Source organism: Chryseobacterium sp. C2(2020) (assembly GCF_014218915.1).
GTDB lineage: Bacteria > Bacteroidota > Bacteroidia > Flavobacteriales > Weeksellaceae > Chryseobacterium > Chryseobacterium mucoviscidosis.
The window spans coordinates 23,702-37,711 of record NZ_JACLCT010000005.1 but is presented as its reverse complement, the minus strand read 5'-3'; the positions used below and the strand labels follow the sequence as shown (position 1 = coordinate 37,711).

General features: G+C 35.2%; 17 protein-coding genes. All 17 read left to right on the top strand.

The window, feature by feature from the left end; genetic code table 11:
• Window positions 1–62 precede the first annotated feature (62 nt).
• A complete protein-coding gene (gene paaA / locus H6W52_RS04610; protein WP_116095970.1) occupies window positions 63–1,001 on the top strand; it encodes a 1,2-phenylacetyl-CoA epoxidase subunit PaaA in 939 nt (312 codons plus the stop codon).
• A gap of 188 nt (window positions 1,002–1,189) precedes the next feature.
• Complete coding sequence (gene paaB, locus H6W52_RS04605; RefSeq protein WP_002981782.1) at window positions 1,190–1,471, top strand: 1,2-phenylacetyl-CoA epoxidase subunit PaaB; 282 nt, start codon at window positions 1,190–1,192, stop codon at window positions 1,469–1,471.
• 30 nt (window positions 1,472–1,501) lie between these two features.
• Window positions 1,502–2,290, top strand: a complete 789-nt coding sequence (paaC, locus tag H6W52_RS04600; protein WP_116095971.1) for a 1,2-phenylacetyl-CoA epoxidase subunit PaaC — start codon at window positions 1,502–1,504, stop codon at window positions 2,288–2,290.
• 527 nt (window positions 2,291–2,817) lie between these two features.
• A complete protein-coding gene (paaD, locus tag H6W52_RS04595) occupies window positions 2,818–3,255 on the top strand; it encodes a 1,2-phenylacetyl-CoA epoxidase subunit PaaD (protein ID WP_116096012.1) in 438 nt (145 codons plus the stop codon).
• Window positions 3,256–3,386: 131 nt separating this feature from the next.
• Window positions 3,387–4,187: an enoyl-CoA hydratase-related protein gene (locus H6W52_RS04590; protein ID WP_116095972.1), complete on the top strand. Its 801-nt coding sequence runs from the start codon at window positions 3,387–3,389 to the stop codon at window positions 4,185–4,187.
• Window positions 4,188–4,222: 35 nt separating this feature from the next.
• Window positions 4,223–4,576: a four helix bundle protein gene (locus tag H6W52_RS04585; RefSeq protein ID WP_116095973.1), complete on the top strand. Its 354-nt coding sequence runs from the start codon at window positions 4,223–4,225 to the stop codon at window positions 4,574–4,576.
• Between the two features lie 40 nt (window positions 4,577–4,616).
• Window positions 4,617–5,750 (top strand): 3-hydroxyacyl-CoA dehydrogenase NAD-binding domain-containing protein, encoded by a 1,134-nt coding sequence (locus H6W52_RS04580; RefSeq protein WP_116095974.1) that lies wholly within the window; start codon window positions 4,617–4,619, stop codon window positions 5,748–5,750.
• A gap of 2 nt (window positions 5,751–5,752) precedes the next feature.
• Window positions 5,753–6,169: a hypothetical protein gene (locus H6W52_RS04575; RefSeq protein ID WP_087707812.1), complete on the top strand. Its 417-nt coding sequence runs from the start codon at window positions 5,753–5,755 to the stop codon at window positions 6,167–6,169.
• A 9-nt stretch (window positions 6,170–6,178) separates the two neighbouring features.
• Window positions 6,179–6,493, top strand: a complete 315-nt coding sequence (locus tag H6W52_RS04570; protein WP_116095975.1) for a hypothetical protein — start codon at window positions 6,179–6,181, stop codon at window positions 6,491–6,493.
• Between the two features lie 2 nt (window positions 6,494–6,495).
• Entirely contained in the window at window positions 6,496–6,909 is a 414-nt protein-coding gene (locus tag H6W52_RS04565) for a PaaI family thioesterase (RefSeq protein WP_116095976.1), read from the top strand.
• Between the two features lie 5 nt (window positions 6,910–6,914).
• Window positions 6,915–7,235, top strand: a complete 321-nt coding sequence (locus H6W52_RS04560; protein ID WP_116095977.1) for a hypothetical protein — start codon at window positions 6,915–6,917, stop codon at window positions 7,233–7,235.
• A gap of 54 nt (window positions 7,236–7,289) precedes the next feature.
• Window positions 7,290–8,495 carry a 3-oxoadipyl-CoA thiolase gene (gene pcaF, locus H6W52_RS04555; protein ID WP_116095978.1) on the top strand — a complete coding sequence of 402 codons (1,206 nt, stop codon included), beginning with the start codon at window positions 7,290–7,292 and terminating at the stop codon, window positions 8,493–8,495.
• 108 nt (window positions 8,496–8,603) lie between these two features.
• Window positions 8,604–9,197, top strand: coding sequence for a transferase hexapeptide repeat family protein (locus tag H6W52_RS04550; RefSeq protein WP_116095979.1), 594 nt, complete (start codon window positions 8,604–8,606; stop codon window positions 9,195–9,197).
• 79 nt (window positions 9,198–9,276) lie between these two features.
• Entirely contained in the window at window positions 9,277–9,855 is a 579-nt protein-coding gene (locus H6W52_RS04545) for a transposase (protein WP_116095980.1), read from the top strand.
• Window positions 9,856–9,942: 87 nt separating this feature from the next.
• Window positions 9,943–10,770, top strand: a complete 828-nt coding sequence (locus H6W52_RS04540) for an alpha/beta hydrolase (protein ID WP_116095981.1) — start codon at window positions 9,943–9,945, stop codon at window positions 10,768–10,770.
• Between the two features lie 38 nt (window positions 10,771–10,808).
• Window positions 10,809–11,363, top strand: a complete 555-nt coding sequence (locus H6W52_RS04535; RefSeq protein WP_116095982.1) for a hypothetical protein — start codon at window positions 10,809–10,811, stop codon at window positions 11,361–11,363.
• Between the two features lie 57 nt (window positions 11,364–11,420).
• Complete coding sequence (gene paaZ / locus H6W52_RS04530; protein ID WP_116095983.1) at window positions 11,421–13,916, top strand: phenylacetic acid degradation bifunctional protein PaaZ; 2,496 nt, start codon at window positions 11,421–11,423, stop codon at window positions 13,914–13,916.
• Window positions 13,917–14,010 lie beyond the last annotated feature (94 nt).

The following is a 14,010-nucleotide window of genomic DNA, read 5'->3' as shown; positions in this document are numbered from 1 at the left end:
TTTTAATTTCAAATTGCCTAATTCTCAAATTTTCAAATTAATTAATTTTCAAATTTAAAAAGATGGATTTAGAAAAATTTGTACAGTATGTACACGACGAAAATAAAGTAGAGCCAAAAGATGTAATGCCCGATGATTACAGAAAACTCTTGGTTCGTCAGATTTCACAGCACGCACATTCTGAAATTGTCGGAATGCTGCCGGAAGCCAACTGGATTTCCAGAGCACCTTCTTTGAGAAGAAAAATGGCACTTCTGGCGAAAGTTCAGGATGAGGCAGGTCACGGTTTATACCTTTATTCTGCAACCGAAACTTTAGGTGATGGATCCATCAGAGCCGACAGAGATGCAACGTATGAAGATATGCTTTCAGGAAAAGCAAAATATTCAAGTATCTTCAACTATCCGACTTTAAGCTGGGCAGATATTGGTGCCATCGGTTGGTTGGTTGATGGTGCTGCAATCATGAATCAGGTGATGTTGATGGGGAATTCTTACGGTCCTTACTCAAGAGCGATGGTGAAAATCTGTAAAGAAGAATCTTTCCACCAAAGACAGGGTTATGAAATTTTAATGGCGCTTTGCCGTGGTACAAAACAGCAGAAAGAAATGGCTCAGGCTTCGTTAAACCGTTTCTGGTGGCCGGCTTTAATGATGTTTGGTCCGAATGATGACAGTTCACCAAACTCCAAAATTTCGATGAATTACAGAGTGAAAAGAGAAAGCAACGACAGTCTTCGTCAGAGATTCATTGATGTTACCGTTGCTCAGGCTGAATTCTTAGGGTTAACCATTCCGGATAAAGATCTTAAGTGGAATGAAGAAAGACAGCACTACGATTTCGGAGAGCTTCCATGGGATGAATTTATGGAAATCTTAAAAGGAAATGGTCCTGCCAACAAAAAGCGTATCGAAACGAAGAGAAAAGCCCAAAGAGAAAATTCCTGGGTAAAAGAAGCGGCAGCAGCTTTTGCTGAAAAGCAGAACGAAAAGGTAAATTAATTTCTTAATTTAAACCATTAAGATTTTATTTAGAAGTTTAGTTTAATTAAGATAAATCATTCTGGTTTTAAATCTAAAAGCGGAGCTAAACTTAATATTCTTAACAACTTAATTGTCCTTAATGGTTCAAAAGTTAAAATTTAAAATAATTCAAAATCTAAAATTTAGATAAAAATTAAAATTTGACTATGGCAAATTTAGATATGTGGGAAGTGTTTATTCAGACTAAACCGGGATTGTCCCACAAACACGTTGGAATTGTACAGGCGCCAACAGCAGAAATGGCTTTACAAAACGCAAGAGACGTTTATACAAGAAGAAAAGAAGGAACTTCTGTTTGGGTAGTTCCAAGTAAATACATCGTAACTTCGGAAGGAGTGGATAAAGAAGCATTCTTCGATCCGGCTGATGACAAATTATACCGTCACCCGACGTTCTACGAGATCCCGAACGATGTAAAGAATATGTAAAAAAGCGATTGGCTGTTAGCAGCTTGCAATTTGCAGAAAGCTAGACGCCAAAAGCCAAAAGCTAAAACAATGAACCCATTATATAATTATTTATTAAAATTGGCAGACGACAGTTTCATTATGGGACAGCGTTTGTCTGCGTGGTGCGGTGAAGGTCCTTATCTGGAGGAAGATATTGCATTAACGAATATTGCGTTGGATGAACTTGGTCAGGCGAACAACTTTTACGTTTACGCTTCAAGACTTTTAGACGACGGAAAATCTGAAGATGATATCGCCTTTTTAAGATATGAACACGAATATGTGAATGCACACTGGACAGAACTTCCGAACGAAGATTATGCCCAGACCATTTTAAAAGTGTATGTTTTTGCAGTGTATCAGAAACTGATGTATGAAGCATTGTCCAATTCAGCGAATGAAGAATTGGCAGCGATTGCTCAAAAATCATTAAAAGAGGTAAAATACCATTACACGCACGCTGCTTCCTGGATGAAAATTTTTGCTCAGGGAACAGAAGAAAGTAAGAGCCGTCTGGTAAAAGCCATTGAAAACATCTGGGAATACACTAAAGGTTTATTTGCAAAAACAGAAGGAGAAGATGATTTGGTCGCTTTAAATATTGCTCCGAATACCGATGCTCTTTATGAAGAATTTGTAACGATCACCCAAAAAGATTTTGCAGATTTCCAGTTAGAATATCCTACAAACCCTTTCATGCAGCCAAAATCCAGAACAGGATATCACACAGAATATTTTGGATATATCCTTTGTGAATTACAGTATATGCAGAGAGCATATCCGGGCTGTACGTGGTAGAAACACAAACCTCACAGGTTTTTAAAACCTGTGAGGTTTAAAAATAATAAACCCGCATAACAATTTTGCAGTTTACTTATTATTTATAGCATTTGCAGAGAGAAAAACTTTTCCAAGCTTAAAAACCGTAATTGGTTAAAAAATTGTAACATAGTTGCGCTAAAAATTTTCAAAATTGAAAGGTAAATATTTTAATAAATTAATTTTAGGATTAATTATTTTAATTCCAATATTTTGTTTAGGAATTTTTAATTCAAATGTCAGTCTGCAATATGAAACAAATAATCCCGGTGATTGCATTTTAATGATGTTTAGAAAGAAAATAATTAAAGCTTGAAAATCTTTTAGGCATGTTAGAGTTGATTAAAGTAAGATTTAAGCTGCTGTTGAAATTACCCTTTTTGGGTTTGCTGAGAGAGGAGCTTTTCGAACTTAAAAGCATTTAGTATTTTAAAAAAAACTAACGCGCTTTGCGCTAAAAATTTAAGATAAAAAGAAGATTGAAAAATCCTTTAGAAATATTAGAAATGGTTCCCGATCCGGAAATTCCGGTGATTAATATCGTGGAATTGGGTATTGTAAGAGAGGCTAAAGTTACCAGCGAAAATTCCTGCGAAGTAACGATTACACCGACTTATTCTGCCTGTCCCGCCATGTTTACCATTGAGGAAGACATCATCAAAATAATGAAGGAAAACGGATGGGAAGCAAAAGTGGAGACCAAAATGTTTCCGATCTGGACAACGGACTGGTTAACGGATGAAGCGAGAGAAAAACTTCGGGTATACGGAATCACTCCTCCCGAAAAAGGAGCCGACGAACATCATATCGGGAAACCGAAAAAATGTCCGCGTTGCGGTTCTATGAACTCAAAACAGATAAGCAGATTCGGGTCTACGCTATGCAAGGCTTCGTATCAGTGTTTAGATTGTCTGGAACCATTTGACTATTTTAAATGTCACTAAATGAGTGTAACAATCTGAAAATGTAGCAATATAACAATTTTGAATGCTTTAAATATTGTTATACTTATAAACTGGTATATTGGTGCATTTTTATTGTTAAATTAGTGCATTAATCATAAAAAATTAAAACTATGTATACACAACTCGATATTGAGTCGCATTTCGACGGAAAACTTAAAATTGCTTATCTCAATCAGCCGGATACCATGAACGCGCTTACAAAGCCGTCTTTATCAGATCTGAAAGATTTTGTAAAAGAATGCAGTGAAGATCCTGTAGTAAGATGCGTGGCAATTTCCGGAAGAGGAAGAGCTTTCTGTTCCGGTCAGAATCTTGATGATGCTTTTGTTCAGGGCAATGAACATCATGACAACGATATCATCAGAAAAATTGTAACAGATTATTACAATCCTTTGGTGATGGAAATTACCCACTGCAAAAAACCGGTTGTAGCGTTGGTAAATGGTCCTGCAGTTGGAGCCGGAGCAATGTTGGCGTTGATCTGCGATTTTGTTCTGGCAAATGAAAAAGCTTATTTTGCTCAGGCTTTCTCCAATATCGGATTGATTCCAGATACGGGTGGAACTTACTTTTTACCAAAATTATTGGGAAGACAATTGGCTAATTATTTAGCATTTACCGGAAAAAAATTATCTGCGGAAGAATCTAAATCATACGGTTTGGTTGCTGAAGTTTTCACTGAAGAAGAATTCAGTTCAAAATCACTGGAAATTTTAGAAAGAGTATCCAATATGCCTACAGTTGGTTTAAAATTAACCAAAAAGGCATTTGCACATTCTTATGACAATACGCTGAAGCAGCAGTTGGAATTAGAAGGCGATCTTCAACAGAAAGCCGCAGAAACAGAAGACTTTAAAGAAGGAGTAAGTGCCTTTTTACAGAAAAGAAAACCTGAATATAAAGGGAAATAATTAATTTGAAAATGAGTTAATTTGAGAATTTGAAAATGAGAAATGATAAAGAGAATATTATTGTAAATAAGACTTTTGATTTTGCTTTAGACATCATTGAATTTTCAGAAGGTTTGTACGAAACTAAAAGATTTCCATTAGCAAATCAGATTTTCAAATCTGGAACTTCGATTGGAGCTAATGTTAGAGAAGCTCAAAATGCAGAAAGCAAAGCGGATTTTATCCATAAATTGAAAATTGCCGCTAAAGAAGCTGATGAAACAGAATATTGGCTTTTACTGTGTTTAAAGTCTCTACATTTGCAATCGCCCAATGAAAAATTAATTTCAGATTTAAAAGAAATTGTATTAATTCTATCTAAAATTATTTCAAGCTCGAAGCTTAAATAATTTTCAAATTAACTCATTTCCAAATTTTCAAATTAAAAATATGAATGTAGGAATTATTGGTGCCGGAACTATGGGAATCGGCATTGCACAGGTAGCCGCAACGAACGGATGCAAAGTCTGGATTTATGACGCTAATGCAAAACAGGTAGAAACGGCAACCGTAGGTTTGGAAAAAACACTGACTAAACTGGTTGATAAACAGAAAATTTCATCAGAGAAAATGACTGAAATTTTAGCCAATATTTCCATTGCCACCGAATTAAAAGACTTCAAAGATTGTGAACTGATCATTGAAGCCATCATCGAAAATAAAGAAATAAAAACCAAAGTTTTCACAGAATTAGAGAAATACGTTTCAGAAAGCTGTGTGATTGGTTCCAATACATCTTCCATTTCCATCACCTCTCTTGGTGCGGAATTACAGAAACCGGAGCGTTTCATCGGAATTCACTTCTTCAATCCGGCTCCGTTGATGCCTTTAGTTGAGGTTATTCCATCCTTGTTAACCGAAAAATCTTTAGCGGAAAAAATCTACAATCTCATGAAAGATTGGGGTAAAACTCCTGTTGTTGCAAAAGATATTCCCGGATTTATCGTCAACAGAATTGCGCGTCCTTACTATGGAGAAGGATTGAGAATTGTTGAGGAAAACATCGCAACGGTAGAACAGGTTGATGATGCTATGAAAACTTTGGGTAACTTTAAAATGGGACCTTTTGAGTTAATGGATTTAATCGGAGTTGACGTAAATTTCTCGGTAACTAAAACTGTGTACAACGAATATTTCTACGATCCAAAATACAAACCGTCTCTTCTACAGCAAAGAATGTCGGAAGCCAAACTTCACGGCAGAAAAACGGGAAAAGGGTTTTACGATTATTCGGAAGGAGCCGTTAAACCGGAACCTGTGAAAGATGATGTACTTTATCAGCAAATATTCATGAGAATTATTTCCATGCTGATTAACGAAGCCGTAGAAGCAAAAAGATTAGGCGTGGCGAATGACGAAGATATCGAACTCGCAATGCAGAAAGGCGTTAATTATCCCAAAGGTTTATTGGCATGGGGAAAAGAAATAGGATATGCTGAAATCTCCGAAACTTTGCAGAATCTTTACGAAGAATATCAGGAAGAGAGATACAGACAAAGTCCTTTGCTGAGAAAGTTAATTTAAACATGAAACATAAAACTCTTAGAATAGATTTGTTATCTGATTGGCAAAAGCATTTTGCTTTTGGATTAGGAGAGGTCATACTAAGCGAAAAAGATAGTGATGAAAATATTATTACTGAATTAGTTTTAGCAACAAATGCTTTTGATTTAATAATGAACTTAGATAATGACTTTTTGCATCATTCTTCGGAGAGTACGGTTTATAGATACAACTATTCAAGAGTGTATGATATGATTGGCTGGGCTTCTGAAAAAGAAGAACAAATTATCGATATCATAGAATTTTATGATTATCTAATTAATAATGAAAACCAAGTTGATATTAAATTGTTTGGAAAAGAATATGATGAGATAATAAATATTTGCAAATCAGTAATGGAAAATGAAAATAAACTTTACCTTACTGCTGACAATTATTAAATAAATTTTATGAGTATTGATGACTTCAGAGCCGAACTGGAAACAAGACTTATCATTGAAAAAGAATACATCATTCAGGAACTTTCTTCGATTGAAGATTATCAGGAAAAACTTGAATTATTAGGCAAATTCAATGAAAAATATAAAGAGCTGATTAAAAGATTAGCGAATGAATTTGGAATTGATTTACATGAACATTTTCAAACAGAAGATCCATCAAATTCCGAAAATCTTTCATACCATCAGATTATTCTTGGCAAAACCATGGCGGTTTACGACAAGTTGGCTGATGAATTATATGAAGAAATAACAACTATAAATTAAAAATGAATCCGAGACAGGTTGCAGAATATATGTTCGATCAGGATTATTTTTCCCAATGGATGAATATCAAACTGATTGAAATCAAAGAAAATTATTGTTTAATAGAAATGCCCATTAAAAAAGAAATGATTAACGGGCTGAAAACGGTTCACGGAGGCGTTACGTTCGCTTTTGCAGATTCTGCACTGGCTTTTTCGTCTAACAATTCCGGAGATGCAGCCGTTGCATTGAATTGCATCATCAATTTTACCAAAGCCGGAAAAGAAGGCGATATTTTCAGAGCAGAAAGCATTTTGGTCAATGAAACCAGAAAAACCGCTGTTTACGATATTAAAATTACCAATCAAAACGAAGAATTGGTTGCCAAATTTGTCGGAACAGTTTACAAAATTAATAAGAAAGTTATTGAACTTTAAAAATATTGGATAAGAATAAAATTTTAAAAAAGTTTTCAAGCACTCTTTTCATTGATAAAGAAAAGATGAGAGATTATTTTAAAGATAATAATCTGGAGAACTTTGATGAAACTTTAAAAGAATTTGAAAATATGCGAACAGCCACCTTCAATATTATTTGGAATAAATCTGAGCATTCACAATTTACCGTCAAAGAAATTCAAAACTTATCCGAAAAATATTTAAAAGAAAATCATGCTTGGATTAATGAGGATGGAATTAAAGCGGTTAACAGTTATTTACTGTGGATGTGTTGGCATGAAGGAATTTTAAAAGTTAATAAATAGTATAAACGAAAAAATAGACAATTTAGCATTGCTGGATTGTTAAATTGAATTATTATGAACAACGTATACATAATAGATTACATAAGAACTCCCATTTCAAAATTAAGCGGAGGACTTTCTGAAGTAAGAGCCGACGATTTGGCTGCCATTGTTATTAAAGAAATTGTAGCAAGAAACCCTGAAGTTCCTGTTGAGGAAATTGAGGACGTTATTTTCGGATGCGCCAATCAGGCAGGTGAAGACAACAGAAACGTAGCCAGAATGGGGCTTTTATTGGCTGGGCTTCCTTATAAAATCGGAGGGGAAACGGTGAATAGATTGTGTGCTTCAGGAATGTCTGCGGTGGCAAATGCTTTCCGTTCTATTGCTGCAGGAGAAGGTGAAATTTATATCGCAGGTGGAGTAGAACACATGACGCGTTCTCCTTATGTAATGTCGAAACCAAGTACAGCTTTCGGTAGAGACAGCCAAATGTTTGATACCACTTTCGGATGGAGATTTGTAAATCCGAAAATGAAAGAAATGTACGGGATTGATGCGATGGGTGAAACGGCTGAAAATTTAGCGGATATACATAACATCAGCCGTGAAGATCAGGATAAATTTGCCCTTTGGTCTCAGCAGAAAGCCACCAAAGCTCAGGAAACCGGAAGACTGGCGGAAGAAATCGTAAAAGTTGAAATTCCACAGAAAAAAGGTGAACCTAAAATATTTGATACCGACGAATTTATCAAGCCGACTTCTTCAATAGAAGGATTAGGAAAACTTCGTCCGGCTTTCAGAAAAGAAGGAACGGTAACCGCAGGAAATGCATCCGGAATGAATGACGGAGCAGCAGCTTTAATCTTAGCAAGCGAAGAAGCTGTAAAAAAATATGGATTGAAGCCAAAAGCGAAAATCTTAGGATCTTCCGTTGCCGGTGTTGAGCCAAGAATCATGGGAATCGGACCTGTAGAAGCCACTCAAAAACTATTAAAAAGACTGAATCTTTCATTAGATGATATGGATATCATCGAATTGAATGAAGCATTTGCCGCTCAGGCTTTAGCCGTAACAAGAACCTTAGGTTTAAAAGATGACGATTCAAGAGTAAATCCAAACGGAGGTGCTATTGCCATCGGTCATCCACTTGGAGTTTCGGGAGCCAGAATCGTTGGTTCTGCTGCAATGGAACTTCAAAAGCAGGATAAGAAATATGCATTGTGTACACTTTGTATCGGTGTAGGGCAAGGATATGCAATGGTAATTGAAAAAGTTTAATTTGAAAATGAGCTAATTTGAGAATTTGAAAATACTATTCACAGCGTTTTAATTTTCAAATTGGCACATTGTCAAATTTCCAAATTGATTTATTTTCAAATTAAAATTATGAATATCTACTCATATCACGGAATTCGACCGATAATAAAACCTTCCGCGTACGTTCACCCGCAAGCGGTGATCATCGGAAATGTGGAAATCGGCGAAGAAGTTTATGTTGGTCCCAATGCAGTGATTCGTGGCGACTGGGGTAAAATTATTGTAAAAGACGGTGCCAATGTTCAGGAAAACTGTACCCTTCACGTTTTTCCGGGAATTGAAACCATACTTGAAGAGTCTGCACACATTGGTCATGGAGCAATTATTCACTCCGGACATATCGGAAAAAATTGTCTGGTCGGAATGAATTCAGTCGTGATGGACAAAGCGGTCATCGGAGATGAATGTATCATCGGTGCTTTAGCTTTTGTTCCGGCAAACTTCAGATGTGATGCCAGAAAATTAATTGTAGGAAGTCCTGCAAAAATCATCCGCGATGTTTCCGATGAAATGATTAAATGGAAAACGGAAGGAACAAGATTGTATCAGGAACTGGCAAGAGAAGGAAAAGATGCTATTTTGCCTTGTGAACCTTTTACAGAATATGTTAAGCAGATTCCTAAGAAGGTTGTTGATTACAGCATTTGGGATGATGTGAAGTAATTTTTATTAAGAAATTAAATTAGTTATACCCAAACCTAATGGGTTTTTAAAACCCGTTAGGTTTTCCAATAAAAGTAAGATGATTAATACAGATAGTTTTGAGTTTGACTCTGTTTATCATGTTTTTTCTCATGTAAATGGGAAGGAATTGATTTTTCGTGAAGAGACCAACTATCAATTTTTTCTGAAGCAGTTAGATAAATATATTCTTCCGATTGCGGACATTTATTCATATTGTTTATTGCCAAATCATTTTCATTTGTTATTAAGATTTAAAAATATTCAAGGTGTAAATATTGATGAAGAACACAAATATTTAATGAAGAGATTTGGAGATTTTTTGAATTCTTATGCAAAAGCATTCAATAAGATGTATGAAAGAAGGGGGGCGCTTTTTCTAAATGCGTTGAAGCGAAAGAAAATAACAGATGAGAAATATTTGCTAAAAGTTTTGCATTACATTCACAATAATCCGGTTAATCATGGATTTGTAAATAAAATTGATGAATGGAAGCACTCTTCATACATTTCTTATCTAAACCCTGAAAAAGAAAGTAAATTAGATAGAATGGGAATCATGCAATATTTTGATTCTCTAAGTATTTTTAGAAATTACCATCAATCTAATATTGAGTATGATTTTTTAAATTTAGAATAATTATTAGTAAACGATCAAACCTAACGGGTTTTTAAAACCCGTTAGGTTTCATTAAAAATAGAATATAAGTAATTTCACAAAAAAGAAATGTTAAAAAAACTTTTCATTTTCTGCAGCATTCTATTTACATTTCAATCTGTGGCTTTTGCCCAGACTGAAAATGTAAAACCATTAACTATTGGAGAAATCAGAGCCATAAATTCTAAAATTTTAAATGAAGAAAGAACATTAAATATTTATCTTCCACAAAATTTTGACAAGACAAAATCTTATCCAATCATTTATCTTTTGGATGGAAGCATGAATGAAGATTTTATCCATGTTACGGGTTTAATTCAATTCTTCAATCAAATGTATTCGATGCCGGAAACGATTGTCGTGGGAATTGCAAACATTGATAGAAAAAGAGACTTTACTTTTCATACAGATTTAAAGGATCTACAGAAGGATTACCCTACGACCGGACATTCAGATAAATTCATTAATTTCCTTGATAAAGAATTAAAACCATATATCGAAAGTCAATTTAAAACAACTGATAAATATTTATTCGGACAATCTCTTGGAGGACTTTTGGCGACCGAAATTCTGTTGAAAAAACCTGAAATGTTTAATAATTATTTTATCATCAGTCCAAGTTTATGGTGGGATGATGAAAGTCTTTTAAAACAAGCTCCGCAGTTATTATCAATAATTCAGGGTACGAAGAAATTTATATATGTTTCTGTCGGGAAAGGTGAACATCCTGTAATGGTAAAAGATGCTGAAGATTTATTTGATGTTTTAAAAAAATCAAACAAGAAAAACTGGACAGTAGAATATAAAATGATGGAAACAGACAATCATGCGACAATCCTACACAGAAGTTTGTATGAAGGTTTGATAAAATTGTTTCCGTACAAAGAAGCAAAATAAACACAATCTTAGGATTTAAAAAAATTGAAAAACACAAAATGGAAGAAACAAGAAAAGAAAAAATTAAAGGAAATATTTATATTCTGGTATTAATGGGATTATATCTTGCAATTACCGGATATATGGGATATTTAACAGGATCAAAAACTGGTACAAAAGATCTTTATAAAAAAGAATGTGAAACATTTAAAAAAACAACGGCTGATATAGAGCAGACTTATGATCAGACAACAATTAGTAAGAGATCTTTAAAAGTGAATGTTAATACTTTTCATTATACATATATGGTTAATAATCAATATTACAATGCAGATAAAACCTCACTTACAGACAACCCGGAATTAACAATTGATGTTTGGTATGATCCTAAAAGTCCCTCAACCAATGAAACGAAAGATCCGTGCAAAGAATATAACCAGGTTAAAAATGAAAAGGAAGGAAAATATTTGTGGATATTTCAGATTATAGGAATTCTAGCTGGACTTTTAATTATTATGAATGTTTTTTCATTAATAAAAAATTTGATTATGCTTGGTGCTGAAGCGGCATCGAAGAAATTATCAAAGAATAAAGATCCTCAGAATAAAGGATAAATCTAAAAATGTATTAATCATATTATTTAACTATTACATTGTTAAATTAAAAACTATATGGAAAAATTAAAAAATTACATTCACGGAGAATGGATAGAAGGAAACGGAAACGGAATTCCTTTATATAACGCTGTTAATGGAGAACAGGTTGCCATTTCCGACACCGAAGGTCTGAATTTTGAGCAGGCTTTGGATTACGGAAGAACAATAGGTTATAAAAACCTTTCCTCCATGACGTTCTACGATCGTGGCGAAATACTGAAAAAAGTAGCACTTTATCTCCTTGAAAGAAAGAAAAAATATTACGAACTATCGTATAAAACAGGAGCAACTCACGTTGATTCCTGGGTAGATATTGAAGGAGGTTTTGGTACATTCTTCACGTATTCAGGATTGGCAAAAAGGATGCTTCCGAATACGCCGTTTTGGGTAGATGGTGATACGCAGAAAATTTCAGCAAACGGAACTTTCTTAGGAACTCATATTTTAACACCAAGTGAAGGGGTTTCCGTTCAGATTAATGCCTATAACTTTCCGGTTTGGGGAATGCTGGAAAAGTTATCCACATCTTTATTGGCAGGTGTTCCGTCAATAGTAAAACCGTCTCCGTTTGGTTCTTATTTAACGAATGCTGTTTTTCAGGATATGATTGAAAGCGGAATTCTTCCGGAAGGTGCTGTTCAGTTAATCTGCGGTGAGCCTGGAAACGTTTTGGATTACATTCAGGATGGAGATTCTGTATTATTTACGGGTTCTGCAACGACAGGAAGAAAATTAAAATCTTTGCCTTCGATTGCAGGAAATGCGGTTCGTTTCAATATGGAAGCAGATTCTTTGAACTGTTCAATTCTTGGTTTGGATGCAAAACCTGGAACTCCGGAATTTGATTTATTTATCAAGGAAGTTCGTAACGAAATGACGACGAAAGCCGGACAAAAATGTACGGCAATCCGTAGAATTATCGTTCCTGAAAACTTAATAGGAGACGTTCAGAATGCTTTGTCCAAAGCTTTAGACCAGACAAAAATCGGAAATCCGTTGAGCAGGGAAACAAGAATGGGTTCTTTGGTGGGGAAACAGCAGTATGATGAAGTTGTAAGAAAAATAAATTTATTAAAAGCTGAAACAGAACTGGTCTACGATGGAAAGCACGAATTGGTAGATGCCGATTACGAAAACGGAGCTTTCATGAGTCCGAAACTTTTCCTGAATGATAAACCTTTTGAAAAAAATATCTCTCACGATGTCGAAGCATTTGGTCCTGTTTCTACATTAATGCCTTACAAAGATGCGGAAGAAGCAGCGGCTTTGGCAAAAAGAGGAAAAGGAAGTTTGGTGGGTTCCATCGTTTCTCACGATAATAATTTCGTTGCCGAAACGTCCTGGAAAATGGCTTCACAACACGGAAGAATCTTTGTTTTGAACAGAGACAGCGCAAAAGAAAGTACAGGTCACGGTTCTCCGCTTCCGACTTTAATGCACGGCGGTCCCGGAAGAGCAGGAGGGGGTGAAGAAATGGGCGGACTGAACGGTCTTCATTTCTTCCTTCAGAAAACGGCAATTCAGGGTTCTCCAGATGTCTTAACTGCCATTACTAAAATTTATCAGCAGGGTGCTGAGAAAAAATATTCGGATAAACATCCTTTTCAGAAATACTTTGAAGAAGTTGAAGTGGGAGATTCTCTGGAAACGGCAGGAAGAACGGTTACCGATGCAGATATCGTAAATTTCTCTAATGTTTCATGGGATCATTTCTACGCACACACGGATGCAACAAGTTTAACCGGAACAATTTTCGATAAAACAGTTGCTCACGGATATTTCATCCTTTCAGCAGCGGCAGGACTGTTTGTTTCAGGGAAAAAAGGACCGGTTATCGCAAATTACGGACTGGAAAACTGTTCGTTCTTTAAACCTGTTTATGCGGGAGATACGATTACGGTGTATTTAACGGCGAAAGAAAAAATCAACAGAGGAGTAAAAGGAAGAAATATTCCTTCCGGCGTTGTAAAATGGTTAGTTGAAGTCGTAAATCAGAGAGATGAGATCGTTTGTGTGGCAACTATTTTAACGTTGGTGGCAAAACAGTCTCCTTTTATCGATTTAAACTTAAAAAATATTCAGAAAATGCTGAATGGATTAACAGATTCTACTCAGCCAAACTGGGGAAAAATGTCACCTCAGCAAATGATAGAACATCTGGAGCACGGTGTATTGGTAAGTCTTGGCGAACCGGAAGCTGATAAGTGCTTTACTCCTGAAGAACAGTTGGAAAAATGGCAGGATTCTCTGTATAACCACAGAAAAATGCCAAAAGATTTCCCTGCGCCGTTTTTAGAGGATGACGAAAAACTATTGGAGTTAAGACATAAAAATCTTGAAGCTGCTAAACAGTCTTTCATTGATAATTTAAAAAGATTTGTGATCTATTACAAAGAAAATCCACAGGCAGAACACATGAATTTTGTTTTCGGAAAATTAAATAAAGAAATGTGGGAACTGATGCATAAGAAGCATTTTACACATCATTTTGAGCAGTTTGGATTAATTTAAATTCAGAAGATAATATAAAGCAGCATTCTTTAACGAATTGCTGCTTTTTAATTGTATAACTGTTTGATTAAATTGTTTTTAAATGATTTTATTG